The 26,455-nt window shown below is 43.2% G+C and carries 30 protein-coding genes; 7 read left to right on the forward strand and 23 right to left on the reverse strand.

Translation table 11 applies throughout. The features are described 5' to 3' along the window. Positions 1-278 precede the first annotated feature (278 nt). A complete protein-coding gene (locus AC2VE5_RS13695; protein WP_486888302.1) occupies positions 279-1,943 on the forward strand; it encodes an FAD-dependent oxidoreductase in 1,665 nt (554 codons plus the stop codon). Between the two features lie 138 nt (positions 1,944-2,081). On the opposite strand, the gene AC2VE5_RS13700 is transcribed toward AC2VE5_RS13695, so the two are convergent. The 6 genes from AC2VE5_RS13700 to AC2VE5_RS13725 all read right to left on the reverse strand — a co-directional run bounded on the left by AC2VE5_RS13700 (position 2,082) and on the right by AC2VE5_RS13725 (position 6,488). Next, the gene (locus AC2VE5_RS13700) at positions 2,082-2,954 is read right to left on the reverse strand and encodes an MBL fold metallo-hydrolase (protein WP_486888303.1); all 873 of its coding nucleotides are present in this window, start codon (positions 2,952-2,954) and stop codon (positions 2,082-2,084) included. Between the two features lie 118 nt (positions 2,955-3,072). After that, entirely contained in the window at positions 3,073-3,657 is a 585-nt protein-coding gene (locus AC2VE5_RS13705; protein WP_486888304.1) for a CDP-alcohol phosphatidyltransferase family protein, read from the reverse strand. A gap of 394 nt (positions 3,658-4,051) precedes the next feature. Then, complete coding sequence (locus tag AC2VE5_RS13710; protein WP_486888305.1) at positions 4,052-4,198, reverse strand: hypothetical protein; 147 nt, start codon at positions 4,196-4,198, stop codon at positions 4,052-4,054. A gap of 64 nt (positions 4,199-4,262) precedes the next feature. Next, complete coding sequence (gene ald / locus AC2VE5_RS13715) at positions 4,263-5,351, reverse strand: alanine dehydrogenase (RefSeq protein ID WP_486888306.1); 1,089 nt, start codon at positions 5,349-5,351, stop codon at positions 4,263-4,265. Between the two features lie 118 nt (positions 5,352-5,469). Beyond that, positions 5,470-6,027 carry a glutathione S-transferase family protein gene (locus tag AC2VE5_RS13720; protein WP_486888307.1) on the reverse strand — a complete coding sequence of 186 codons (558 nt, stop codon included), beginning with the start codon at positions 6,025-6,027 and terminating at the stop codon, positions 5,470-5,472. Positions 6,028-6,029: 2 nt separating this feature from the next. Then, entirely contained in the window at positions 6,030-6,488 is a 459-nt protein-coding gene (locus AC2VE5_RS13725; protein WP_486888308.1) for a hypothetical protein, read from the reverse strand. A 333-nt stretch (positions 6,489-6,821) separates the two neighbouring features. On the opposite strand from AC2VE5_RS13725, the gene AC2VE5_RS13730 reads away from it, so the two are divergent. After that, complete coding sequence (locus tag AC2VE5_RS13730; protein WP_486888309.1) at positions 6,822-7,508, forward strand: tetratricopeptide repeat protein; 687 nt, start codon at positions 6,822-6,824, stop codon at positions 7,506-7,508. Between the two features lie 42 nt (positions 7,509-7,550). Here AC2VE5_RS13730 and AC2VE5_RS13735 read toward each other — a convergent pair whose 3' ends face one another. After that, complete coding sequence (locus AC2VE5_RS13735; protein WP_486888310.1) at positions 7,551-7,937, reverse strand: slr1601 family putative cell division protein; 387 nt, start codon at positions 7,935-7,937, stop codon at positions 7,551-7,553. 306 nt (positions 7,938-8,243) lie between these two features. Here AC2VE5_RS13735 and AC2VE5_RS13740 point away from each other — a divergent pair, with 306 nt between their 5' ends. Further along, positions 8,244-8,801, forward strand: a complete 558-nt coding sequence (locus AC2VE5_RS13740) for a DUF2854 domain-containing protein (protein ID WP_486888311.1) — start codon at positions 8,244-8,246, stop codon at positions 8,799-8,801. Positions 8,802-8,827: 26 nt separating this feature from the next. On the opposite strand, the gene AC2VE5_RS13745 is transcribed toward AC2VE5_RS13740, so the two are convergent. Then, positions 8,828-9,085: a CRR7 family NDH-1 assembly protein gene (locus AC2VE5_RS13745; RefSeq protein ID WP_486888312.1), complete on the reverse strand. Its 258-nt coding sequence runs from the start codon at positions 9,083-9,085 to the stop codon at positions 8,828-8,830. 232 nt (positions 9,086-9,317) lie between these two features. Here AC2VE5_RS13745 and AC2VE5_RS13750 point away from each other — a divergent pair, with 232 nt between their 5' ends. Then, positions 9,318-10,304, forward strand: a complete 987-nt coding sequence (locus AC2VE5_RS13750; RefSeq protein ID WP_486888313.1) for a YegS/Rv2252/BmrU family lipid kinase — start codon at positions 9,318-9,320, stop codon at positions 10,302-10,304. Positions 10,305-10,315: 11 nt separating this feature from the next. On the opposite strand, the gene AC2VE5_RS13755 is transcribed toward AC2VE5_RS13750, so the two are convergent. The 15 genes from AC2VE5_RS13755 to AC2VE5_RS13825 form a co-directional block, all read right to left on the reverse strand. Beyond that, positions 10,316-11,122 carry a hypothetical protein gene (locus tag AC2VE5_RS13755; RefSeq protein ID WP_486888314.1) on the reverse strand — a complete coding sequence of 269 codons (807 nt, stop codon included), beginning with the start codon at positions 11,120-11,122 and terminating at the stop codon, positions 10,316-10,318. Positions 11,123-11,250: 128 nt separating this feature from the next. Next, entirely contained in the window at positions 11,251-12,141 is an 891-nt protein-coding gene (locus AC2VE5_RS13760) for a serine/threonine-protein kinase (RefSeq protein ID WP_486888315.1), read from the reverse strand. An 89-nt stretch (positions 12,142-12,230) separates the two neighbouring features. Then, complete coding sequence (locus tag AC2VE5_RS13765; protein ID WP_486888316.1) at positions 12,231-13,184, reverse strand: tetratricopeptide repeat protein; 954 nt, start codon at positions 13,182-13,184, stop codon at positions 12,231-12,233. A gap of 55 nt (positions 13,185-13,239) precedes the next feature. Beyond that, a complete protein-coding gene (locus AC2VE5_RS13770) occupies positions 13,240-13,713 on the reverse strand; it encodes an allophycocyanin (RefSeq protein ID WP_486888317.1) in 474 nt (157 codons plus the stop codon). A 29-nt stretch (positions 13,714-13,742) separates the two neighbouring features. Next, the gene (locus AC2VE5_RS13775) at positions 13,743-14,225 is read right to left on the reverse strand and encodes a 2Fe-2S iron-sulfur cluster-binding protein (RefSeq protein WP_486888339.1); all 483 of its coding nucleotides are present in this window, start codon (positions 14,223-14,225) and stop codon (positions 13,743-13,745) included. Positions 14,226-14,263: 38 nt separating this feature from the next. Next, positions 14,264-14,935 (reverse strand): V4R domain-containing protein, encoded by a 672-nt coding sequence (locus AC2VE5_RS13780; protein ID WP_486888318.1) that lies wholly within the window; start codon positions 14,933-14,935, stop codon positions 14,264-14,266. Between the two features lie 35 nt (positions 14,936-14,970). Continuing rightward, on the reverse strand, positions 14,971-15,453 hold the full coding sequence (locus tag AC2VE5_RS13785; protein ID WP_486888320.1) for a globin family protein: 483 nt from the start codon (positions 15,451-15,453) through the stop codon (positions 14,971-14,973). Positions 15,454-15,465: 12 nt separating this feature from the next. Continuing rightward, positions 15,466-16,008, reverse strand: coding sequence for a hypothetical protein (locus tag AC2VE5_RS13790; protein ID WP_486888321.1), 543 nt, complete (start codon positions 16,006-16,008; stop codon positions 15,466-15,468). Continuing rightward, a complete protein-coding gene (locus tag AC2VE5_RS13795) occupies positions 16,005-16,724 on the reverse strand; it encodes a V4R domain-containing protein (RefSeq protein ID WP_486888322.1) in 720 nt (239 codons plus the stop codon). The genes AC2VE5_RS13790 and AC2VE5_RS13795 overlap by 4 nt, the downstream gene beginning before the upstream one ends. A gap of 449 nt (positions 16,725-17,173) precedes the next feature. Continuing rightward, positions 17,174-17,926, reverse strand: a complete 753-nt coding sequence (ccmO, locus tag AC2VE5_RS13800) for a beta-carboxysome assembly protein CcmO (RefSeq protein WP_486888323.1) — start codon at positions 17,924-17,926, stop codon at positions 17,174-17,176. 34 nt (positions 17,927-17,960) lie between these two features. After that, the gene (gene ccmN / locus AC2VE5_RS13805) at positions 17,961-18,596 is read right to left on the reverse strand and encodes a beta-carboxysome scaffolding protein CcmN (RefSeq protein ID WP_486888324.1); all 636 of its coding nucleotides are present in this window, start codon (positions 18,594-18,596) and stop codon (positions 17,961-17,963) included. Positions 18,597-18,656: 60 nt separating this feature from the next. Beyond that, complete coding sequence (ccmM, locus tag AC2VE5_RS13810) at positions 18,657-20,318, reverse strand: beta-carboxysome scaffolding protein CcmM (protein WP_486888325.1); 1,662 nt, start codon at positions 20,316-20,318, stop codon at positions 18,657-18,659. Between the two features lie 67 nt (positions 20,319-20,385). Then, complete coding sequence (ccmL, locus tag AC2VE5_RS13815) at positions 20,386-20,688, reverse strand: beta-carboxysome shell vertex protein CcmL (protein ID WP_486888326.1); 303 nt, start codon at positions 20,686-20,688, stop codon at positions 20,386-20,388. After that, entirely contained in the window at positions 20,689-21,042 is a 354-nt protein-coding gene (locus tag AC2VE5_RS13820) for a carbon dioxide-concentrating mechanism protein CcmK (RefSeq protein ID WP_009633978.1), read from the reverse strand. Positions 21,043-21,120: 78 nt separating this feature from the next. After that, the gene (locus AC2VE5_RS13825) at positions 21,121-21,429 is read right to left on the reverse strand and encodes a carbon dioxide-concentrating mechanism protein CcmK (protein ID WP_486888327.1); all 309 of its coding nucleotides are present in this window, start codon (positions 21,427-21,429) and stop codon (positions 21,121-21,123) included. Positions 21,430-21,929: 500 nt separating this feature from the next. Between AC2VE5_RS13825 and AC2VE5_RS13830 the strand changes: the two genes are divergently transcribed. From AC2VE5_RS13830 to AC2VE5_RS13840, 3 genes are read left to right on the forward strand one after another with little or no spacing between them, the layout of a single operon-like run. Further along, positions 21,930-23,777 (forward strand): NAD(P)H-quinone oxidoreductase subunit F, encoded by a 1,848-nt coding sequence (locus AC2VE5_RS13830; protein ID WP_486888340.1) that lies wholly within the window; start codon positions 21,930-21,932, stop codon positions 23,775-23,777. A gap of 7 nt (positions 23,778-23,784) precedes the next feature. Continuing rightward, on the forward strand, positions 23,785-25,287 hold the full coding sequence (locus tag AC2VE5_RS13835) for an NADH-quinone oxidoreductase subunit M (protein WP_486888328.1): 1,503 nt from the start codon (positions 23,785-23,787) through the stop codon (positions 25,285-25,287). Then, the gene (locus AC2VE5_RS13840; protein WP_486888329.1) at positions 25,284-26,417 is read left to right on the forward strand and encodes a CO2 hydration protein; all 1,134 of its coding nucleotides are present in this window, start codon (positions 25,284-25,286) and stop codon (positions 26,415-26,417) included. Before AC2VE5_RS13835 ends, AC2VE5_RS13840 begins: the two co-directional genes overlap by 4 nt. Positions 26,418-26,455: the final 38 nt, after the last annotated feature.

Below are 26,455 nucleotides of genomic sequence, written 5' to 3' on the forward strand. Positions count from 1 at the left end.
ATTTTGCTCCTCAAAACATGGCTTTGCTTAGGCATCTTGCTCTCAATCTTCTCGCCAAAGACTCCTCATCCCAGCGTGGCATTGCCGCCAGACGCAAAAAGGCAGCTTGGGATCATACCTATCTCATCAAACTTTTAACTCAATGATTTTTATGCGGTTGCCCTGTTCCCAAAGCCCAGAGACAGGAAAAACAGCTACATTTACAGTAAAATTGCCTCTAATCTTCACGACTACTTAAAAACAAATCAAAATACCTGACAAGAGGTTAATATTGCGCCATGGCTAAACCCGTAATCATGACCGTTGACGACGATCCAGAAGTCTTAAGAGCAATTTCTCGTGACTTGCAAAAAGAGTATGGAGACAAATTTCGCGTCCTGCGTGCCGATTCCGGAGCAGTAGCCCTCGAAGCATTGGCACAAGTCAAACTCCGCAACCAGTCTGTAGCCTTGTTTCTTGTCGATCAACGGATGCCGCAAATGTCGGGGGTAGAATTTCTCGAACAAGCCCTAGAACTTTACCCCAATACAAAACGCGCCTTACTTACAGCTTACGCAGACACCGATGCAGCTATCCGCGCCATCAATACCACCCAAATTGATTACTACTTGATGAAACCTTGGGATCCACCGGAGGAAAAGTTGTTTCCCGTACTAAACGACTTGCTCGACGACTGGTTAGCAAACTTTCATCCACCTTTTGAAGGCATCCGCGTAGTTGGCAATCGCTGGTCGCCTCATTCCCACGAAATTAAAGATTTTTTGGCTCGCAATCAAGTACCTTATCAATGGTTAGATATCGAGTCTTCTGAAGAAGCTCAACAGCTAGTGATTTACGCCAATTGCGATCGCCTCCAGTTGCCTTTAGTATTATTTACTGATGGATCGAGTTTGTTGCAGCCCACAAACCTCCAAGTTGCAGAAAAAATTGGTTTGCAAACTCAAGCCGGGAACCCTTTCTATGACCTAATTATTGTTGGTGGTGGTCCGGCGGGTTTAGCCGCCGCCGTCTATGGGGCATCCGAGGGACTAGATACAGTCATGATCGAGCGAGAAGCCCCTGGGGGACAAGCCGGGACAAGTTCGCGCATTGAGAACTATTTGGGCTTTCCGGTGGGTTTAAGCGGGGCAGATTTAGCGCGGCGGGCAGTGACTCAAGCGCGGCGTTTTGGGGTAGAAATTCTTACTCCCCAAGAAGTGACAGGCATCCGCATTGAAGATCCTTATCGCTTTATTCAACTAGCCGATGGTACTGAAATTAGCTGCCACGCCTTGATATTAGCCCTTGGTGTATCTTGGAAACGATTGGATGTACCGGGACTTGAAAAGTTAACGGGTGCGGGGGTGTATTATGGCGCAGCCCAAACTGAGGCAATTGCCTGTCAAGGGGAAGAAGTTTATATCATCGGTGGGGCAAATTCTGCCGGACAAGCGGCAATGTATTTTTCTAAATATGCCAGCCAAGTAACGATATTAGTCCGAGGCGAGTCTTTGACTAAAAGTATGTCTCAGTACCTCATCGACCAAATTAATGAGACACCAAATATCAAAGTTATGGTGCATTCTAGCGTTACTGAGGCAAAAGGCGAGACAAGTTTAGAGGCTATTTCTATTGCTAATTCTCAAACTGGCGAAACCCAAACTGTAAGCGCGACTTCGCTATTTATCTTTATCGGTGCAGTTCCGCGTACCAATTGGCTAAATGGTGTCCTAGAACGAGACAATCGCGGTTTTATCCTAACAGGACAAGATTTGAAACACAACGGAACTCGCCCCAAAGGATGGACGTTAGAACGCGACCCCTTCTTGTTAGAAACTAATGTTCCTGGAGTCTTTGCAGTGGGTGATGTTCGACATAACTCTATCAAGCGCGTAGCTTCTGGTGTTGGCGAAGGCTCAATTTGCGTTCAATTTGTACATCAATATCTCAGCAAAGTTTTGTAATAACTGGATAATAGACTTCTTGCTTGAACAGAAGGGGCTAAAGATGTCCAGTGGATTTGTTAAAAGCTCATTTTAGCCTGCCTAGGACTGAAGTCCCAGGCTAATAGCTAAAGTCGGCTGAAGCAGACTGATAATTAGTTAACGTATGGCTTCCATCCAAGCGACGCATTGCTGCATCTGCTGGTGCATCGTTTCTGCCGAAGCATGATAGCGCCTACCGTGACCGGGTAGCACCCACTCAAAAGAGTAATTGACCAATTGACGCATTGATTCTACTTGCTTTGACCAAGAATACCAACAAACATCAGGAAAACCCACCAACTGATTTAACCTTTCTGACCATGCTAAATGATCGCCTGTAAATAAAAAGTTTTTGTACAGCAAAACAGTGTGACCTTTGCTGTGTCCGGGAACGGGGATAATTAGTAAGTCGCTATCTAAGGCAAAAGGTTCTAAACCCGTTAGTTGAGTTTCGACATTACGAGTATCTGCTGTAATATCATTGCTATGTAAAATGCGATCGCATCCAAAATGCTCGTGAAACTTTTGATGATCGGCGACATCATCGCGATGAGTTAAATACAAATAACGAATTCCACCCATTTCTTCTAGGCGCTTGACTAATGGCGGTGCAAACCGAGGAGAATCTACTAAAACATTGCCTTCCGGGCGCACAATGAGATAACTCGCCGCGCCGTAAGAGTTTTCAGAGTGGTAGCCGCAATGAAAAACGTTTTCGGCAACGGGAAGGGGAAAAGATGCGATCGCACTTTTAATATCTACAGGCTTTTCTACCGTCCCAATTGAGCTTGTCGGACAAGCTAGAAGTGCTTGCAAACTTCTTAATCTTTCTATTTCATTTGCTGGCTGATGATACACCACCGACTGTCCCGCAGTACGATTAAACACTTCTGGAGTCATCCAACGGCAAGTATCGCAGTCAATGCAACTACTATCAACATAAAAGTCACCGCTAATATTTTCCGCACGGCGGAGAGTTAATTTAGCCATAGTGCCACCTCGTAAGGGTTTTAAGGGCGAAATCTAGCAAAAATAAATGTTTATTTCCTATATATTCCAGTGTAGTTTGGGCTTAGAGAAAACGACATTGCACCGTTGAAGTGAGGTTTTATAGTTCCTTTGCTAATTGTTCGCGCAACCTAATTGCATGAGACAAACTCAGAACATCGTGCGTCCATTGGGGCAAAATTAAGGTCATGATAATTTCCTCAATACTATTGACCAAACACAAAGCGATCGCACCCCATAATCCTGCACTCCAGCCAAAACCAAACAATCCCACCACTGCAACAAATAGAGAAATGCCCCAAAGCTTAGCAGTGTAAGTGTGAAAGCTAGGAAACTTGCCAAATTTAAGTAGACTAACGGCAAAAAGAACAAGCTGAAATGCGCTCGCAATTAGTAGAGGAATTTGAAAAATAATAACTACTGTGGGATATACAAGCCAAAGACTAACTGCAATGCAGAGATATAGACTAATATCTGCCCAACTATCTGCTTGGTGTAGTTTAACAGTGCTGACTTCTAGTTTACGAGCAATGATGCCATCAAAAATATCTGATAAAAACGCTACTATATAGCCCAGAATAAACAACCTACCCGTTTTATCATCTAGGGCATCTAATAATAGTAAAGGTGCGATCGCCCACCGTAACCCTACTAATATCCAGGGAACGCTTGTTAATTTCAACACTGAGCCTCTGAGATAAGCGAAAAACAGATCAATATTGTGGGTTCAAGAATGCTTTATTTGCGATCAGATCGAAGCCTTTAGGAAATATAGTGCTTTTACTATAAAGTGAAATGCTCCCCTAACCTATATCAGGCGTTGAGGAGCAACAAAATCTATCAATTAACTAAATCGGGGAATACTTCTCGCACCCCTGGATGCTCTTAGACAAAACCCCTGAGTTTTGTTAAACAACTCCTAAATGATTTGCGATCGCGCCAACTTGCTTTTGGATTTTAGCTAGTATTGAATTAATATCTAACTTATCAAAGGTTGCTAGTTGCGATCATTCCATCAATCCGAGTAGCTAGATTATTCATTGAATTAGTGTAATTTCTTAATTCTTGACTAAAAGCTTCTAAAAATTGTTTGATTCTACTGTTTGTTCAATACGCCCTAAACCTTCTTCTATCCTGGTCATTCGGTCATTACTAGAAACAACTGCCTGTTGCACGATTGAAGCAAATTTATCTAGCTTGTCATCATCCCATCTTTTTCTTGTCATACTTCTGCTACCGCCTTATTCTCTCTAGAATGTTCCAGCAGTTCGTCAAGAGCAACAAAACTCATCAATTAACTAAGTCCGGGAATACTTCTCGCACCGCCGGATGCACCAATTGATGCTTAGTTACATTTACCCCAAGCGCCAAAGCTGAGTTAATCTCCAAGGCTTTTGCTCCGAGATTGGCTAATTGTAAAACATAGGGCAGCGTACTATTATTTAGCGCCTGGGTAGCTGTCCAAGGCACTGCACCGGGCATATTTGGCACTCCATAATGAACTACCCCATCCTCTACATAGGTAGGTTGAGTATGAGAAGTTGGGTGCATTGTTTCGACACAACCGCCTTGATCGACGGCCACATCGACAATAACCGATCGCGATCGCATTTGTTTAACTAGGCTGCGAGGTACAAGAATCGGTGCTTTGCGCCCCGGTACTAAAACTGCCCCAATAAGTAAATCAGCATCTTTTACCGCCGCTTCAATCTGGGCAGAATTGCTGTAAAGTAACTCCACTCTAGAACCAAATATAGTTTCGAGATAAGCCAAACGCTCTACATTTACATCAATTATTTGTACCGCCGCGCCCATTCCTACCGCAATTCTGGCTGCTTCCGTACCTACGATTCCACCGCCTAAAATTACTACTTTCCCCGGTTTAACCCCCGGTACGCCCCCCAAGAGAATACCTCTACCGCCTTGCTGACGTTCTAAGTACCGCGCTCCAAATTGCACCGCCAAACGTCCAGCAATGATGCTCATCGGCGTAAGCAAGGGTAGCTTATTAGCGCCAACTTGTTCTACAGTTTCGTAAGCTACCGCAGTTATGCCCGAATCAATCAATTGTTCGGTCAAAGGGCGATTGGCGGCTAAGTGCAAATAGGTAAACAACAACTGGTCTTTTGCCAAAAACTCGTACTCTGAGGCTACGGGTTCTTTAACTTTAACTACTAGCTGACGATTCCAAGCATCAGTAGCGTTGACAATTTGCGCTCCAACTTGCTGATACTCCTCGTCTGTAAAACCCGATCCGATACCAGCAAGAGTTTCCACAGCTACGGTATGACCGTTTTCTTTGAGCATCCGGACGCTACTTGGACTCAAACCCACACGAAACTCTTGGTCTTTTGTCTCTTTGGGAACGCCTATTTCCATGTTTTCTCTGGTAACTTCTATCTCTAGCTTACGTCCCAAATTGAGTGAGGTCGCAGATAACTTTAAGAGAAATCTTGTTAGAGTAAGCCACCTCGTATAAGAAAAAATCCCCGTGTATTCATGCAGATAAATCAAACCCTTTTTGACAGCCTGGGCGTTCTCCAAGGCGCTGCATATAATTAATTACGTTTGAGTAAGCACTCAAATCTAGCTTCAACATAATTGGAATGTATGTCAGTATTGAGCCTACCGCTACATCAGCAACACTAAACTCTCCGCCAAGCATATACGGCTGCTGAGCCAAAATTTTGTCCAGGGCAGTCATTAATCTCGGCATTTCCCGCTCTCGATGGGCTTCAACAAAAACTCCGGTGAATAAAGTAGAGTTAGCGAACGAAATCCATTGATTTATCGTTGCCAGTTGCTTTACCGAAAAAGTAGTTTTGTCGTATTTTTGGGCTAAGTAAAGCAAAATTGCTCCCGATTCCCACAAGTAAAAATCCCCATCAGCGATCGCCGGGACTTTTCCCATCGGATTAATAGCTAAAAATTCTGGCTTGAGGTGTTCTCCTGCCTGCATATCTAGCAACACAAATTCGTAAGGAATTGCTAGTTCTTCCAAATACCACTTGACAATTGAGGCTCGGCTGCGCGCGCCACCGTAAAGTTTCAGCATAATTAAAGCACTTTATGAGTATGAGAATGTTGTTTTACATTGTCATCGGTAGTGACTGTGCGGCTCATGTTTAATACTCGTTTGCGCTCGGTGGAGTATTTGAAGTCATCGCGGGTTGTGCCTAGGGGAATATGGGAAGTCGCGACATCACGACGCTTGTAAGTCCGCGCCGCAGCGATCGCTCTAGGGACAAATTCATCGCTAAATTGAGCCGATGAGGGGAATCCTGCGGGTTTTTGAGGCAGTTGGGCAACAACGTCGCCAATGGTAGTTGCTAAGGCAAGTTTGTAGGAAGTAGGAATGCCTTTAACAATTGCTTCCAATGCGGCAGACGGGATAGGCTCAATTACTTCAACTTCATGCACTTCACCATCTTCTTTAACAAAACAAGTTGCCAAACCGATAACAAGATAGTCATCGGTCGCTAAATCTGTAGCCTCATCTAATAAGGTATTGGTCATAAAAATATTTTTGTCAAACTAACACATCTGTAGGTTGTTGCATTGTACCAAGTTGTCAACAGACTTCGCTGTTTGCCGGAATTCGCACGCCAAATAAAGCCTTTTTTAGCTCCTAGCTCTATTTCTGGAATTCTACCCAAGAAGGATGAAGTAGAAACTATAGACTGCTAAATTGTGAATTATATATTCAGTATTAATTTTTGATAACTTTCTTAAATAAACACCGATGATGATTGTAAGAGCCACTTAATCAACTAACACAACCACCTAACTGTGGCAGCAAAAAAAATTATAAGTTGAATTTATTGAGCTACCGCTCATAGTTATAAGAAAATGAATCCTCAAATCTTAGCATCCCTCCCAGACTGTTTTCCCCGCCCTTACCCCCTTGGTAGCGACGATCTGCCAGAGAATTTGTCTCCAGACTTATTACCCGATCGCTGTTTGCGCTCCTATGGTAAAGCCAAAGCAAAACTTGGAGACTATTGCGAGGCGATCGCTTCCTTGAGCCATTTAATCGATCGCCATCCCGATAATGCGATCGATTATAACAATCGGGGACTTATCTATTTTCAAAGCGGTCAATTGCTAAAAGCAATCGCCGACTACGACAAAGCAATTCAACTCAATCCCCAACTAGCTAGTGCTTACAACAACCGCGCTAACTACTATGCCGCCTCTGGTAGCCTAAATATGGCGATCGCTGATTACGATCGAGCTTTGGATCTCAATCCCAGTCACGTCCGCGCTTTGATTAACCGAGGCATTACCTGGCGCGACTTGGGGCATTACAAAGAAGCTATAGAAGACCTTGAGATTGCCGCCTTGTTCGGTCAACTGCAAGGTAATATCTATGCCGAACAAGGGCGGACTTACCATCTTTGGGGCGATTGGAATATGGCGACTTCCGATTATCATCGCGCTTTGGCTTACTTGCCTCTAGACCAATCAACAGGACTTGCCAATCATCGTTTGCGATCGCAAGTTGAAGTGTGGTTGCAACAGTTGCTCGGTCTTTAAAAAGCTATTGGCGCTTTGGCTAACAGCTCTCAAAGTAGGCTGTTACTTTTTTAACAAAAATATCGGGCGTTGCCCTGGATCTACGCGATTGCTTTCCTCTTGCATAATTTTTTTGGCTTGCTGAGGATCGAAAGAGCGGTTAAAGTCAGTTTGCAAGTCGGCTACACGACTTTCGGTTAACTTGACTTCTGTAGAGATTTCCTGCAATTTTGCCTGTTGAGAAATATTGTAGGGCAGCAATTTTACCAAAGCAGACACCGCTCCGGCGACTAACAAAACATTTACCACCAACTTAGCTGTATTTTCAACTGCTATTCCCTGGTAAGAATTCACACGGCGACGTTGACGGGTTTTTCTTTGTGGTGTTACCTGACGGCGATGCTGCTCTACAGGCTCTAGGGGTGGTCTAGGTTTTTGAAGGGCGTTCATATTTAAAAGCCACGATTTGTGCAGAACTAAATGTTTATTATTTTTGTAGATTATAAACTATGACAAGTAGTCCCCTAGAAAGCCGGACTATTTGTTGAGATTTTTCTATTTACATACAAAAACACACAAAAAAAGTATCACAAAAAAGTTTTTCCTGCAACCGTACAATCAACAATTAATCGTTTTAAATTTACACTGCACTATTGTCTCCGCACTAAAAACAAGTTTATAGACAGGCTACTTGTGTTTCAAGGCAGGAGGAGGTTAGGTTTATTAATATATCTACATATTCGTTGCTCTAAACTCATGCTACGTCAAACTTCTTTAGGATCTCTTGGTTTAACTATTGGTGGGATTTTAACAATAGTCGGATTTTATGCTTATTTTTCTGGTAATCCTACCCTAAATTTAGTGGGGTTTTTCTACGGCATTCCCTTGTTATTGGGTGGATTGGCGCTTAAAGTTTCCGAACTAAAACCCGTACCTTATACCCAACCAACTACACCAGAAATTGTCGCCCTGAGAGACAAGCAAGCCACCGACACTCAAAATCAAATTCGCAAAGACATTACCCGCTATCGCTACGGACAAGATGCCCACTTAGATAGCTCCTTATCGCATCTAAACTTAAGTCCTAGCGACGAAGAACGTCCCCTAATTACTGGTATACGCGAAACTGCTACCGAGGGTGACTATACACTAATTATTGATTTTTATTCGCCGCTAATTCCGTTAGCTTCCTGGGAAGAAAAACATCAGAAAATGATAAGTTTTTTTGGACCTGGGGTGCAAGTTGAAATCAAACAGCCAAAAAAAGATGCTATTGAACTAGCATTAATTGCTGCTTCGGAGCCGGAGAAATAAAGTTTTATTTGGAAGAAAAATAAAAACTACTTTTCTAGGCGTACAGCATACCACTGCAAATATTGACCGGGTTCTAGAACTAATTCGCAACTGGTATCTATTAAATAATTGGCTTGCTCCTCAATCGAAGAAAAGTTTTGTAATTCTTGCGGCAGTTGCTGCTGACTTTTCGCCAAAACTATTTTCAACTTTTCTAATAGCTCGCTAGCTGTAATAAATTGCTCTTGTTGGTTAGGTTCTAAAACAACAAAATTATCTTGTTGATACATCATCGGGTCGGGCATAAGGCAGCGAGTACAACTTTAGATAGGGTAAATATTAGCTTTTGTTCTGTTATCTTATGTTAGACAGTTAAGTTACTTAAATTTAAGTTAACAAATACTTTAGTACATAAGAACTAATTTAATTGTACTGATGAAAAATTGACCGCGCAGGTTTCGGAGGAGACTCCAAAGATCGAGTCGCGAGCTCGCTTCATAACACCCTTTAAAGGCCGATCGCAATAAATCCCCTCCTATGAAAAGAACTGGAAGCTGTCTTATATTCAATCCATCGGCTGGTCAAAGCGATCCAGAGCAGGATTTGGCAACAATTCGGGCGTTGTTGGAACCAAGTATGGAGTTAGATATCCGGTTTACAACCGAGGAATTAGATGCAGATGCGATCGCCTTAGAAGCCATTTTTCAAGGAGCAACCAGCATCATCGCTTCTGGGGGGGATGGAACATTATCCGCCGCCGCGAGTGCTTTGGTAGGGACAAACATTCCTCTGGGGATTATTTCTCGCGGCACAGCAAACGCCTTCGCCGCCGCCTTGGAGTTGCCAGATACCATTGAAGCCGCCTGCGAAACAATTTTGGGAGGTTTGACACGGGTAATTGACGCAGCGCGGTGTAACGATCGCCCAATGGTGTTACTCGCAGGAATTGGGTTTGAGGCAGAAACGGTAGAACGAGCCGACCGCCGTGCCAAAAATCGTTTTGGGGTGTTAGCCTACGTCATGGCTGGGATTCAGCAATTGCGAGAATTAGAATCTTTTGAGGCAGAAATTGAAACTGCCGATAAAATTATTAAGCTCACGGCGGCAGCAATAACTGTTGCAAATGCCGCTCCACCAACTTCTGTTTTAGCTCAAGGACCTGCTGGGGTTGTTTTTGATGACGGCTTATTAGATGTAACGGTTGTATCGCCCATAACTCGCGCCGGAGCGATCGCAGCTTCCTATCATTTGCTCCAAACCGCTCTCAACGAGAGTGCTACCGAGCGCGATGATGTCGGCTACTTGCGGGCTAAAAGAGTAATTATCAAAACCGATCCGCCGCAAAAAGTAGTTCTTGATGGAGAAATTATTGGTTTTACCCCGATTGATGTGGAGTGCGTACCTGGAGGCTTGACTATATTTGTACCAGAAAACGTAGCCTTGCCTTCCGCAGTGGAAAAACTTGAGGGGCTGCCGGATCTAACAATTGAGGCTAAATCTACTAATGGATTTGATGAAGTGTAAAAATTTTCCCTCTAGTTGAGCAAACTAGGTACAGGTTTTGTCTCTACATTTAACCAAGCAGAGTAAGTACCAAGGCGAGTTAATAATAATCCCTTTTTTACCTCACCCAGTTTTCTTTGCTCAATTGTGTGGGGAAAATCCCGAAAAGTTTTAGTATTTTGCTGAACAAAAGCCGTAACCCACTGATGTACCGATTGCAATTGTTCAAAGCTTTCTGCTTCTACATTTGTACCAGAAAAAGCAAATTTTGCCGAGGAATCGATGGAAAAATTGTTTAGCCAATCAGTATTAGGGCGATTTGATTCCCAATTATTTATAATTATTTTTGCTCCTAAATAGTTGCTGCTATATCTACTTAGCTGATTAAGAGCCGCAACTATTTCGACAATTTTAATTTCTATTCTCTTAAAACCTAAAAGCCAAAAGATTTGCTGTTGAATATTTAGTACTTCTTCGGTATGGGCAAGGTTTTTTACTACAAATTGTTGATGAGACAAACACAAAGCTTCTAATTGCTGTATTTTACTACTAATTTCGTTTTCTTCTACATATAATCGTTGGAAAAGCTGTTCTAAAATATCTCTAAATATACACTTACCAATTTTACTGGGAAGCATCTGGGCATCGCTAGCTCGTAAAAGCTGTTCTAAGATATCCTCCAAATATAAACTGTCTAAAAGTTCTTGTAGATTTTCTGAAGAGTTAGCACAAAAACCAGTATTTTGATCTAAAGTAACCTGTAAATATTTAGAATGCTGCAATAAAATCTTGCGGATATAATAATAAGTAAAAAAAGATATTTTTGGAGTTAAGTTCATATTTTTGTTTAAATAAATGCACAAAAGTTTAGGTATTATGCTGCAAGGTGGATTTTGTAAGGTATATACCTTATAAAATCCACCTTTTCAACTCATCTTTTCTATTGAATAAGTTCAAATTACCCAATTTATTTACCAAAAAAACGAAAATTAAATACGGATTCTGATTGAGGTAATCTGCTATAAATATTTGGAACCTCCAGTTGCGCCGCCAATTGAACAGAATTTAACATCTCTGTCGCCGACTCAAATCGATGAGATGGTAACTTTTGCATAGCCTTGGTAATTGTCGAGCGCAACAAAAAAGGAACAGTTTCTGGAATTACCACCGCTTGATTTATATGGGTTTTCAATAGTTCACCAGGCAAGCCCGAAAAGGGGCGTAAACCTGTTACTAACTCAAATAATAATACGCCCACAGCGTACAAGTCAGAATGGTGCGAATATTGACCGTAAAAGCGCTCTGGAGCCATATAAGCAGGCGATCCGCCACAATCCTCTTGCTTGTCGGCGCAAAGTTCGTGATTGAGCCGAGACATTCCAAAGTCAGAAACGCGAGCTATCCAACCTGTAGTATCCTGACTGAGCAAAATATTTTCTGGCTTAATATCCCGGTGAATAATTTTGCGGCTATGAATATGCTCCAATCCGGCAAGAATATCAATAACCAACTTTAAGCTCAAAGCTAAACTCAATTTCCCTTCTAATTTCATTAGAGTGCGTAAACTACCTCCTTCGCAATAATCCATGATTAAATATCTTCCAGATGAGGTATATTCTAAGCCCTGAAAAGTAACAATATTAGGATGCTGCAAACTGAGCAAAAAGTGGACTTCTCGTAAAAACTTAGATGTCGGAAAGCGATTTTTTTCTAGTTCCTTGAGCGCAACTACTTGTCCGCTTACTTTATGATTAGCTCGAAAAACACGCCCAAATTGTCCTTGTCCTACTAGCTCTAAATTGCAATATTTAGGCTCTGGTTGTACTTGTCGATATAGTTTTTTAAGTTCATTATTCATACTAAAGTGAGTTGCTGATGAAACCTAATAATTTGTACTGGCGCTCGCACTAAACTTAGCTAAATAAAACTACGCTTCAGCAACACAGCTTAGGCGAACAAACGGCCGACAGCACCTTGTTCGTTAGCTTCAGCGCTAACTGATGAATTTAGGTTGTGAATCTGCTTGCTAGAGTCTCTAGCCATTTGGTAGCTGGCAATATCGCCATCCTCAAAAAATAGTTTGGCGGCTTCCCGGAAATCTTCAACTGCTCTTTTTCTATTACCTAGATCGATATGAGATAAACCGCGACTATAGTAAGCTGAAGCATGGCTAGGATTGAGTTGAATAGCTTCTGTAAAGTCACCAATGCTGCCTTGATTATCTCCTAGTGCTTGGAAGCTAAGACCACGTTTGTAGTGAATATCAGCATCGTAGGGAGCAATCCGAATTGCTTGAGTAGAACTTTCAATTTCTCGCAAATAACCTATTTTTTTGAAGACTTCTACTAGCTGTGCGGTTAAAGACTCAATAGTGGTTTGGACTTCGGCTTTATCTTGCAAGAGTTCAGCGATCATAAGTTGACTTGTTTGCAACATCTCAGCGTGGTCTTGGGTATCGCTCTTAAGTTGACTAAAGTCTCTACCTGACTGGGTTAGCTGTGCGCCAGTAGCGTCAAGCTTGCCTTGGGTTTCGCTTTGCGCTTGGAGCATAGCTGTCTGGTGGCTTTGGAGTTGCTGGGAATGTTCTTTAACGTTGCTTTTAACTTGCTGATAGTCAAAAGTAAGCTGTTGTACTTGGGTGATTTGCTGGCTATTTGCCTCCACTGATGGCATAATTTGCGCGATCGCACTTTGATTGTTTTTAGCGAGTGACTCTAGCTGCATTCGGCGATTTACCAAATTGAGCATTACAGTAATCGACAAAGGTACTGAAGCTAAGGCAGCTTGCTGGAAAACAATAGAGGCAATAGTACCACCAAGGGAACCAACTACGGACGCGGTTTCTACAATGTCTAACCAAGGACGATTTTGATTATTTGATGTGTTTAATTTTTCTAGCATAAGAACAAATTACCTGTTTTGAATAAACTGTTTAGTTAAATTACGGCAACCAAATTTATTGACCAAGAACAACTTGGTTAAGTTGTAAAATCGGATTGAATAAAGCTGCTTCTTGGGAGGTGAGGTACTCTTGGGCTACCTCTTGGACAACTTTATAAGTTACGCCCGCAGCGCGATCGTAGCTAAAAGTCCGTACAATTGTTTTGTACCAAAGTAAAAAGTTTTCCGGCATCCGATCGCGATCGTCAAATAATAATGCTGCTGCCGAGTGACGCAAAATATTTGTGAAATCGCGTTTGCATACAAAACTACCATCAACTTGGGAAACTTTGGCAAATAAATCGGGTTCCGCCGCACTCCTAATCTCTGCTACTTTGGTGACGATTTCTGCTTCCATGAGTTGAATTTTCTCATAAGCACTAATGCGCGTATCTACAGACTTAACGTAGTCTTTGATGAATTGGAGTTCGGCACTAGAAGCATAACGTCCTTCGGCTTCTACACTTAAGCGGGCTAGTTGTTTTAACATTTTTTAGTTTTAGGATGAAATAGGTGAATTTAGGTATCGGTGGTATTGGCAAGATAATCGCTAACTTGAGAGCGAGTATCGTTAAGCTGACTGATCATCGATCTTGTGATTAATTTGCCAGCTTCTACTAAAACTTTGCCTGTAATTGGATGCAAAATATTTTGCTCGGCGCGAGTACCAATTAAAGACTCAATATCGGCAATTGCTGTTACATAAGTTCCCGCCGGCAACTCCACAACTATCCCCTCACCCATGACTCTTGCTTGACAGGCAAGGCGGGAATTGGTGTTAGTTGTAGTAATTACTTCCAACGTCCTTTGTTCGCGGCGGTTCATTGGAGAAAGACTCTCCATCCCACTTGTGATGTAAACGTGGCAAGTAGAACACATCCCGCGACCGTTACAATCATGCAAAATATCTAGTTCGTTATCTAATAGCGCCGAGAGAATGTTGGCATTAGTTTGGACAACTGTTTCTTGAGAAATCGGTTCTAGCTTAATGGTTTTGACGATATTTTTGGCCTGGTAAAAAGATTATGAAATGGTCGTTATTAATTGGCGGATTTACTTGCCTTGAGCCGTTCGATAATGGTTTGATGGTCTTGATTTTCTGCTAACCATCCTTCTACAGCTTTGAGACGTTCTGCCAAACCTAAAATAAAGTAATTGCAATCTGCTCCCAAGGACTCGCAGGACGTTTGGACGCAATGAAGCTGTTTCCCGGTAAGTTGGCTAAAAAAAGCGCTAAGAATACCTGCTTCTAGAAAGCAAACGGGGCGATCGCTAGGGGGAGCAGCTTCAGCAAAGGGAGAGTTGCGGTTTTGGACTACCAAAAATCCTTGCTGATAGTGTTCCAGTTCCAAGTCAAAAGTACCCCAGCCGTGAGTTTTCCAGCATTGTTTTAGGCATTGGAGCAGTTCGACCATTTCCATCTCAGCGAGAGGTTTGTTGTAGTATTGGCTAATTTCTTCACCAAAACGAGCATAAAAGTTTTTGCCCCACCAACGACCGCAGTTAAACAAAACTATTCCACTAGCGCTTCCTAGTTCTTGGTCTAAACCTGCATAGATGCCTTGAATCAAAGTTTCTGGTAGAGCTAAAAAGCGAAGTCCTGCACGGTTTTCAATTAATCCCGATTCAAAATCACCAGTTAGGTAGGCATCGGGGGCAAAGTAATTGCCCAATATACTTTGGTCAGTGAGCAGATCGCCAATAGCAATCATTTGTATGTTCTCCGCTTTTACTAATTTAATATCGGTTATTTAGGCAATGAAGCTAAGTTGTCTGTAACGAGCAAACTAGCTGCTGCTTGAGCTAAAAAAGGTTGCAACAATGCATATTGCTTGTCGGCAAGTATTTGGAGTAGTTGTTTTTGCAGTGTTTTGTAAAGAGCGCTATCGATAGCTTGGATTTGGTGGACTCGGACTATATCCGTGAGCCATTCTAAAAGCCGCCGTTCGAGAAATTCCGAGTCATTTAGCAGCATTGCCATCGCGCAGTAGCGCAGGACGGCTAGCCAGTTTTTTAGACTGCGCTCCAAATCTTGCTGCTGGTCGGCAAAGCTGGCGAGTAGTTGGTTAGCAATAGGTTGAAAGATTACTATTTCTTTGTCACGCAGCAATTCATAGGTTTCGAGGCGCTGAGATAAAGATGATGTGTAGCTCTTAAAAGTGCCAATTTCTCCCGATCTTAAGTAGCGTTCGTCTGCGTCGTAGAGTAAGGATTGAATGTTTACGTTCATAAATTTGCATCTCTAAAATAGTTTGGATAGAGCGTTTAAGTTCATCTCGACCTGGGCTGGCGAAATTGCCTGCAACGGCGCAGATGATTGAGGTATTTGACCAATTTCTGGGCTACCTTCCCAGGGAATCATCTGAAAAAACGCCTGTACTTGGCAAGTTAGCGGTGACTTCGGCTCTAATGGCTCTAAGGGCAAGGGCTGCTGGGTGCGGACTTCGAGCGGTAGGGAGTGCCAATTACAGAGGCTAAAAAATTCCGCTACTGTTAAGCAAGGTAAGGCAGTGGGAATTGAGGCAGTCTTTTCAACGAGCAACGGCGACAAAGAAGATTTAGACTCGTTTTCGTTTTTGGCTGGCTCGTTTTGCGATAGCAACTGCCAATTACAAGAGTTAAAAAATTCTTTTACGGTCAGCCTTGATAAGACAATTGGGCGTGGAGGGGAAGTAACTTTAGCTTGTTTGGGTAAGTAGTTGTTACTTGGTGGAGGTAATAGCTGCCAATTACACACTTCAAAGTAATTTTTTACAGTCAGTCCCAACAAAGATGAACTGTTCATTGCAGAAACTCCCCACCCCGCAGGCGTTTTTCAATATCTCTAGCTGTTGCGCCTTCGTTGTGCCAGAAGTTGGCAGCATCAACTCGATCTTTGCTACTAAGGAGGAATTTACAGTAAGTTTCTCCCATTGAATAGCACTGAATTTCGATGCAACTTAAAGATTTTTTGACGATATCGCTAAAGAAACCAGCAAATAAGCCAGCGTAAATGTGGCAAACTGGCTTACCAACATCGCCTAAAGTTCTGGCTACCGCAGAGTCAAAGATATTGACAAACATAAATCCGTTTTTATGTTCGCTCATGTCTACTTCCCAGTTGCCCCAACCTTGAGCGGTAAAGGGCCACCACCAAGCTTCTAACATGAAGACGGAATTTACTTCGCGGATACTTTTCTGATACTCTTGCTCAAACCACTGCTGGAAAAACTTGGCATCTCTGGTTCCCCATTGGTAGCCGATATTGTACATAACGACCCCAGAAGCCGAGCCTACTTCTTCTTCCAAGCCTTCGATTAAACCGATAATAAAGTCTTCACTGGCAAACATATTGCGGCCTTCGTTCCAGTCTGTAACTATGCCGCGATCGCTCTGGAAATGAAAATAATCTGTAAAGCTATAGTGGGCGTTTCTTTGGGGATATTTATGTTTTAAGGGATGCTCAACTTTTTTGAATTCTTTTGAAGGTATAATAATTTTATTTTCAGATATAGCAACCATGGGCGGGATACTCCGGTTCTAGGTGAATGAGTAAGTAACTTGTAGCTTTGGCGTGTCAGCGAGATCTATAACTAACAGTCCAAAAATTATTATTTAAATGTTGCTTATATTAAGTTTTTAAGATTATTTAAGTGTTTGTTCATCGAGGAATTTACTGATTTTTCTAGAAAAACCCCGGAGTGGCTACGTAATTACACGAATAGTAAAATAATTGCCTTGCTTGGTAAGTCACGATAAAGTTTTGCCATCAGTGAGGTGCTGATGGCTGTTAAAGTAAATGCTTATCTTTATGGCTGTAAGTAGTTTTTCTTCAAATCGATTGCGTCTTAGGCTTAAGCAATCAAGGTTGAGCGGGTGCTTGGTAACAATAGAAGCGAAAAAAGCACCGCGATATTTTGGTAAATTGGAGCAAAGTTGCTTAATTGCTCAAAAATGCGATCGCATTCTACTTAAAACTCTTCTAATTGTTCTTCAAGCTGAACTGTTAACTGTTTTAAGTCTGGTAGTTCTACTAATTCTTTTTCGGTTTCTTTGATTTTTGTGGGGAGGACTAATGGTTGAGGTCGCTCTAGCCAACAACTAGCTATAGGCAAGGTTTGTTCCAAGTCTTCCAATGGTCTTGGAATCACCATTACGGCGTTTAATTCTCCAATCTTCCTAGCTTCGCGCATTCCGGCTTCCACCGCCACCGCCACATCTGCCACCGAGCCGCGAATAATTGCCGTACACAACCCCGCACCAATAAATTCATGAGCCGATAGTTGCACATCTGCGGCTTTGAGCATAGCATCCGCCGCCCCTACCATTGCCGGAAACCCTCTTGTTTCGACCAAACCAATGGCTTGATTGCTGAGGCTGCTACCTGTTTGTCTCTGGGTAAGTTGAGCTAAACGAATACCAATAGGTAAAATTAATTCCAAGTTCGGCAAAGGTCGAGCGATAACCAAACTCGATATCAATTGATCCAATTGCTGAGCGATTTCTGAACCGACATCTACAGCCAAACGGACATCAGAAATTCCGCCACGCACGATCGCCGTACAATGACCGCTACCAATTTTTTCGTAGCCAACTAAAGTTACTTCTGACGATTTGAGCATTTCGTCAGCAACGCGCACGATCGCCGGAAAACTGCGAGTCGATACCAACCCTAGGGCTTTGTCTCTAAAATCTTGCAAGTATTGTTGGTTGTTTCCCTCCATTCTAAACCTCAATTAAAACCATTGGATGAGCTACCTAACTGCTGTTGGGATGATTGTCTAAGGGGTGATTTAAGGCTTGCCTATGAGGCAATAGCGTTGATAGCAATCGGTTGAGGCTATCTTCTCCATAAACTGGATTTACCTTGACGACAGGTTCTTCTTCTAAGGCCGCCTCAGAGGGGGTGTTGTTGGCGCTTACAGGCTCGGCTATTTGACCGTTTGAAGGCGCTACTTTAGGTTTTTCTACTACAGGCTCGGCTACTTGACCATTTGAAGGCGCTACTTCAGTTTCTGCTTCTATTGATTGAGCCTCCTCTGGGCGGCTAGAGTCTCCTAGCAAAGAACCTGGGGCTATAACTTCCCCAGACTCGACGGAGTTATTAAAGATTGTAGTCATCGAGCCAATGCAAGCATTAGTACCGATTTTGCCTTTGCCAACAATTAATACCCCCGTACCAATGTTTGCGCTTTCCCCTACTTCCAAAACTCCTTGGTGGGCGTGCAAAACTGCGCCCATACCTACGCAAGCTCCGGCTCCAATTATAATCTGGCTCTCCGGATCGGCTTGCAGGAGAACCCCTGGCGCGATCGCTGCGCCGGGGTGAATTGTCACATCGCCATTAACATAATAGTGAGTATTGCTAATGGGTTGTAAGGGGGGGAACTTCATCAAAATACAGTCTCTGGGATGGAATAGAAATCAGCAGATATGCTTGGAAAGTAATACGTCTTATTTACCCGGTCGTTGAATTAGTAGTTCTGAGACTCGACGTTTTGCTTTAGGATCGATGCCAATTAGCCTCACGTACGCGCCGCTATGTTCGTCGATGATAGATTCTAAAGCAGCAATGACTTCCGCGTCACGATGAGCTTGAATTACCCCACCACTTTGCCAGGAATTTATTTTAAATCTGCGCTCGTCGGCGTATTCTGTACTAACTTGGCAGCCTTGAGAAAGCAGTTGGCTTACTTGTTGGACAACTTCGGGACTAAGCTTGGCGCTAGTAGCTGACGTGCTACGGCTTGAACTACTACTAGCGGTAGATTTGTAGCTGCTTGTCGAAGGTGCAATATTGTTGTTGCCATCGGGCCTTTGAATAATTGTTTCTGAAACCCGACGCTTGGCTTTGGGGTCAATCCCAATCATCCGTACATATTCGCCGCCATGATTGGCGATACATTCTTCCAAAGCTGCGATCGCATCGGATTCGTGATTGGTATCAATCGGGCTGCAACTGTGCCACGAGCTAGTCTGAAAACGGCGCTTGTCGGCGTGTTCTGTACCGATACGGTAGCCTTGAGCTAAAAGGTTGCGGACTTGCTCTATAGCTTCGGCAGGTAATACGTTGCTACCACTGGCACTGCTATAGCTACTTGGCTTATAACTATTGGCACTATTAGAGCGGGTACTGCTACCATTATCGCTACCGGGGCGATCGCTGGGCCTTTGAATAATTGCTTCTAATATCCGTTTTTTGGCTTTGGTATCAATGCCAATAATTCGCACGTATTCGCCGCTATGCTCTGCTAAGCAAGATGATATTTCGGAAAATACTTCAAAGTCTCGACTTGATTGAATGGTGGCACAGCTTTTCCAAGAACTTGTTTGAAATCTCCGCTCGTCGGCGTGTTCCATGCCTATGCGATAGCCTTGAGCCAGTAAATCGCGCACCTGTTCCATTACTTCTCTATTTACACCCATTTCTTGATATTCCTGATTATTAATACTACTTTTGGAATCTGTTGGACTCAAGGCATATGTTCTATTTAGTTCTTCCTTGAGCGGCGTGATGCAGTCAATATCATCGGCACAGTGATAGCCTGCTCGCAAAGCTTCATTCACCCCTACTACATTGTTTGCAAAATTTCTATCCGCTTCTTGGACGTTGGGAAGACGGTTTGCTTGCTGTTGGGTAGTAATGATGCTTCCGGAAGGTACGTACTTCCCTGGGGGAACTTCCACGTCTTGGATCACAGCGTGCATCATGACGATACAGCCTTCACCAATCCGGGCGTTAAATACTGTCGAGCGAAAGCCAATAAAGCAATTATTGCCAATGTAGGCTGGACCATGAATTAATGCCATATGGGTAATTGAGGCATTACTCCCAATCCAGACAGAGTAAGACTTATTATCATCGCCGACAACTTGTCCTTCCTCTAAACCATGAATTACTACGCTATCTTGAATATTTGTACTTTTTCCGATGTAAAAAGGATTGCCTTGATCGGCTCTGATGCACGTTCCGGGGGCAATCATGACATTGCTGTCAATTCGCACATCCCCAATAATATTTGAAAAAGAGTGGATGTAGGCGCTCTTGTCAATTTTTGGTTCCGTCAGGCTTTTCGACCAAGGGGTAGGGGGGGCTGCGGAACTACGCTTTGCCATAAGTATATTCTCCAAATTAAAAACTTAATGCTGGTCTAAAGCGCGATCGCACTTTAAAGCAAGTCGTTTAGCGAAATTCGTCTTTTTTGTTGTATAGAGAGCGATTGTCAACATTGACAGTATCAATAATCGCCACTACGGCGGCATCTACCGGACGCATCTCGCTCCCTTGAACTTGACGGGCAGCACTTCCACGACTTACAAGCACCCATTCGTCTAGCCCTGCCCCCACGAAATCGGCTGCCACTTCGTATTCTGGGAGTAAACGTCCCTCCTCATCTACAAGTTGTAGTAGGAGGAACTTTACGCCGCTAAGACTAGGTTCCTTATAATTACTAACTACCGTGCCACGGACTTTGGCAATTTGCATTTATGGTCTAGTATAGGGACCGGAATGGAGCGCTCTGCCACTGACACTATCGCGGAATTGTTCTACTTCTTCGGTGTAGCGGATAGGTAGGACGTACTCAAGGTTTTCATGAGGACGGGCGATGATGTGGGTAGATAATACTTGACCGCCGTTAACTCTTTTAACGTTGTCTACTCCGGCGGCTACCGAGGCTTGCACCTCAGAAACGTCTCCCCGAACGATAACGGTGACGCGACCGCTACCAATTTTTTCGTAACCTACAAGGGTAACTCGCGCTGCTTTAACCATAGCATCAGCGGCTTCAACAACGGCGGGAAACCCTAGAGTTTCGATCATTCCAACGGCAATTGCCATGAGTTTTAATCCTTAGATAATTTTTTGGTGATTTTGTACTAAATGCGCTGATTTTTGGCGAAATTTCAGCTACCTTATTTACAGTCGAAACTGTTCTACTTCTTCGGTGTAACGAATCGGGAGAACATACTCAAGGTTCTCCTGCGGACGGGCGATGATGTGAGTAGATAATACTTCCCCACCATTTACCCGTTTGGCTGCTTCTACTCCGGCGGCTACCGAGGCTTGCACCTCAGAAACGTCTCCTCGCACTATTACGGTGACACGAGCGCTACCGATTTTTTCATAGCCCACAAGAGTCACGCGGGCTGCTTTGACCATTGCGTCTGCGGCTTCAACTACCGCAGGAAAGCCTTTAGTCTCAATCATTCCGACAGCTATTGGCATTGAATTCTCCTATCCTTACCATTGTACGAGTCTTTGACACTAATATTTCATGGCAATTCACCTCATGAAAATTTTCACGAGGATAGCCATTTTTATTTTTTAGCAAAGCTCTTTAGGGTGCTGACCTTAAGAATAAAGTGACGGCTGTTACTTTGACAATATAATTTTTAATGATAAGTATAAATATCAGTCATAAAATATGCTTATTTAAGGATCGGCGATCGCAACTTGTAGAGAAATGAAGCGATCGCGCAGACAATTGATAAACTTAACAAATCATAAAATAAGTTTAGTAAAGGAATCCTGATAAATAAAGCTTATAGCTTAAGGAATTATTTTGCGGACTGAAAGCTCTAATATGAAGAAATAGCAGGATTAAGGCGATAAAAGGATCTTTGACAAAATCTCAACTTTTTTATATATCTTCCTAAGTTCCCTGGGACTATTTAGGTGAAGTTCTAGAGGGTGCAATTGTTACTTAAATTTCAATGGTAATTTCGATGGCTCAGTTCCTCCTACAAGTGGGTTGGTGGATTCCTTGTTATGGCTTGCTTGGCGCTGTATTGACCCTTCCTTGGTCTACAGGCATCATCCGCCGTACGGGACCGCGACCTGCGGCTTATGTTAATTTATTAATGACGGTTTTGGCGTTTGTACATAGTACGCTAATTTTTCCTTTAACTTGGCATCACCAACCGTTAGTATTGGTTTTTCACTGGTTGAAGGTTGCAGACCTGGACTTGACGTTGAGTGTAGATATCTCGTCGATAAATGTGGGCGCTCTGGAAGTAGTGACGGGATTAAGTCTTTTAGCTCAGCTTTTTGCCCTGGGGTACATGGAGCGAGACTGGGCTTTAGGGCGTTTCTTTGCACTGATGGGATTTTTTGCAGGGGCGATGAGCGGACTAGCTATTAGTAACTCTTTGCTTTTAACTTATGTACTACTAGAATTGCTGACTTTATCAACTTATTTATTGGTAGGGTTTTGGTACGCTCAACCATTGGTTGTAACCGCCGCACGAGACGCATTTTTAACCAAGCGGGTGGGGGATATTTTACTACTAATGGGAGTTGTCGCCTTAGCAACGATGGCAGGAAGCTTAGATTATCCCGATTTGTATGAGTGGGCAAAAACCGCCAACTTATCGCCTTTGACGGCTAACCTATTAGGTTTATCGTTAATTGCTGGTTCTATCGGTAAATGCGCTCAATTTCCTCTGCATTTGTGGCTAGATGAAGCAATGGAAGGACCAAACCCTGCGTCAATTTTACGAAACTCTGTAGTAGTAGCTTGCGGAGCCTATGTATTAATTGACCTCCAGCCAATTGTCAGTCTATCGCCTCTGGCTTTGGCAACATTGGTAGTTATTGGTACGGTAACGTCGATCGGTGCTTCTTTAGTTGCGATCGCTCAAATTGACATTAAACGTGCCTTATCGCACTCTACCAGCGCTTACTTGGGGCTAGTATTTATTGCCGTAGGCGAACAATGGACGGCTTTTGCTTTGATGTTGCTATTTACTCATGCGATCTCTAAAGCCTTATTATTTATGAGTGTCGGCTCGATTATTCAAACCACTACCAACCAAGACTTGACCGAAATGGGCGGTTTGTGGTCGCGGATGCCGGCTACAACTACAGCCTTTATTGTTGGATCGGCAGGAATGATTGGACTACTACCTTTGGGTGGTTTTTGGGCATTCCAATTAGGCGTAGCTAACTACTTGTGGGTAGATCAACCTTGGCTGGTGGGGATTTTGCTCTTAGTCAATGCTTTAACGGCTTTAAGTTTGACTCGCTTATTTCGACTGGTGTTTTTAGGTCCCCCACAACCGAAGACGCGGCGGACACCAGAAGTCTCTTGGCAAATGGCTGTCCCCATGGTGTCTTTAATAATTGTCAATCTATTAGTTCCCTTGATGTTGCAGCGCTTGTTTTTGCTACCAACCTGGGAATACATTAATAAGCCTTCGGTAGTGATGCTACTTTTATCTAGCGCCATTGGCTGCACGATTGGAGCTACGGTATATCTGCATAAAGCTTGGTCGCGATCGCTACAATTGCCTTGGCGAGTGGTACAAGACTTGCTAGGTTATGACTTTTACATCGATAGACTGTACCGCGTGAGCATAGTTTTTGCTGTCAATCAAATCTCGCGATTTAGCAATTGGTTTGACCGTTATGTTGTGGATGGAGCAGTAAACTTTGTGGGTTTAGCTTCTATTTTTAGTGGCGAAAGCTTGAAGTACAGCGTATCGGGTCAGTCTCAAGGTTATATGCTGACAATTGTTGTTGGTGTTGGTTTATTGGGTTTATTTTTGACGCGATATCTGTTGTGGGGATTTTAGGAAAACGATGCTCAGTGCTTTAATTTGGATACCGATATTAGGTGCGATTATTATTGGTTTATTGCCACAAGACGCGAACCCCAATCGCTTCCGCACAGGAGCAATAATTGCGATCGCGCTTTCTTTTGGCTGGACAATTGTTATTGGCAGCAATTTTGACATTACTAACTCAGCTTTGCAATTTACTGAATCTATACCCTGGTTAGACTCCATTGGACTGCGCTATCAATTGGGGGTAGATGGTCTATCTTTACCTTTGCTAGTTTTAAATAGTCTGCTCACTTGGATTGCAATTTATAGCAGTGATAAAGCTATAAGCCGTCCAAGGTTGTACTACATTTTGCTGTTGCTGTTAAATACGGGCGTAGTTGGCGCTTTTTTGGCTGATAACTTACTGCTGTTTTTTCTATTTTATGAGCTAGAACTTATTCCCTTATACCTACTAATTGCTATTTGGGGAGGGGAAAAGCGCGGTTATGCAGCAACAAAATTTCTTATCTATACAGCTATTTCTGGCATCTTAATTCTGGCAGCATTTTTAGGACTAACTTGGCTGAGTGGTTCAACCAACTTTGATTATCAGCCCTTACTGTCGCAAGCTTTGCCGATTGGACAGCAATTGATACTGTTGGGAGCAATCTTGATTGGTTTTGGGATCAAAATTCCCTTAGTTCCCCTGCATACATGGCTACCCGATGCTCACGTTGAAGCCTCAACCCCAGTATCTGTACTATTAGCAGGAGTTTTATTAAAACTTGGCACTTATGGAATATTGCGCTTTGGCTTAGGTTTATTTCCCGAAGCTTGGACAGTTTTAGCGCCGATACTTGCAAACTGGGCAGTGGTGAGCGTGCTGTATGGAGCCTTTACAGCGATCGCCCAAACAGATATGAAAAAGATGGTAGCTTATAGCTCGATTGCTCACATGGGCTTTGTGCTACTGGCTGCGGCTACAGCTACACCATTGAGCCTACTCGCCGCCGTCTTTCAAATGGTTAGTCATGGGCTAATTTCTGCTTTGCTGTTTTTATTGGTCGGCGTAGTTTATCAAAAAACTGGCACTCGCAACTTAGATACTTTGCGCGGTTTGTTGAATCCCGAACGAGGTTTACCTCTAATTGGCAGCTTAATGGTATTGGGAGTCATGGCAAGTTCGGGTATACCTGGAATGGTAGGGTTTATTTCTGAATTTTTGGTATTTCGCAGTAGTTTTGCCGTCTTTCCTACTCAAACATTGCTGTGCATGATTGGTACGGGTTTAACCGCCGTTTACTTTTTGTTATTAGTTAACCGCGTCTTTTTTGGTCGTCTTTCTACCCAGGTGCTAAATTTGCCCCCAGTAGGTTGGTTCGATCGCACCCCAGCAATGATTTTAGCTGGGGCGATCGTCATATTTGGGCTGCAACCTGCTTGGATGCTGCGCTGGAGTGAAACTACAACAAATACTTTTATGCCTACACCCGCAGCAATTGTTAGCCGTCACACCGTTTTAGATGAGAATCATCAATGATCGATACTACAACCTCAAAATCTAGTCATCCCTTAGCGGCGTATATTGAACGGCTAAAAACCGGGGAAGCCTTGCTAAAGGATAGTGAAGAAAATGTATTAGATGTAGTCGGCATTTTGAAAAGCTACGGTATCGTGCTAGAAGCTTACTACAAAAATTTGCTATACATTTCCGAGCATCAATTTTTGCTGCTTTTTCCCTTTTTTAAATACTTCAATGGTGATGTTTCCTTAAAAAAGTTGCTGAAACATTGGTGGGGCGATCGCATTAATTACGAATATGCCGAATACTGCATGAAAGGGATGCTTTGGCATGGTGGCGGCGGTTTAGATAAGTATTTAGACTCGCCGGAATTTATGGCAAATAGTCATAAAGCAATTGCGGCAAGATTTAAGCGCAATCCGTTGATGCTGGGATTGCATCAACTTTTCCCTGATTTTCTCCCCGAACAAGTGCGTCAACAAGTTTATTACAGCGCTCTGGGGCAGTTTTGGCGGGTAATGAGCGAGATGTTTTTAAGTTTGAGCGACTTGTTTGATAGAGGTGAAATTCAATCGATTCCCCAAGTTGTAGAGCATATCAAAGCTGGCTTAGTCTCGGCGGCGAATTTGCCGATTACTTATACTGTTAAGCTCAATAATTGCAGTTATGACATTATTCCAGCGTCGGCGGGGATAACATTTTTAGCAGATACCGCCGTGCCTTATGTAGAAGCAATCTTCTTTCGCGGTACGCCGTTTTCGGGGACGGTTTCTTACAACGCCCAAGCCCATCAAATTTCTCCTGACTTGAGCCGATTTGATTATGGCGCTCTTTACGCCGACCCCTTGCCCATTGGCGGTTCGGGCATACCTCCGACATTGTTGATGCAAGATATGCGTCATTATCTCCCAGATTACCTCCGCGAGCTTTATCGCGATCGCAGCCGCCGGGGAGAAGATGATTTGCGGGTGCAAATTTGTATCAGTTTCCAAAAATCAATGTTTTGCGTCACCACCGCCGCCATTTTAGGACTAATGCCTTACCCGTTAGATAGCCAAGATCCGGCACACCAAAAAGCCAATCAAGTTTATTTAGAAGGGTGGATGGATCGATTGATTACGTCTCAACTGCTTGAAGCAAATAGTTAAAAATTCTTAAGGCACTGCACCAACTACAAGAAAACAAA

The sequence above is a fragment of the Aliterella sp. E5.1 genome, assembly GCF_057473825.1.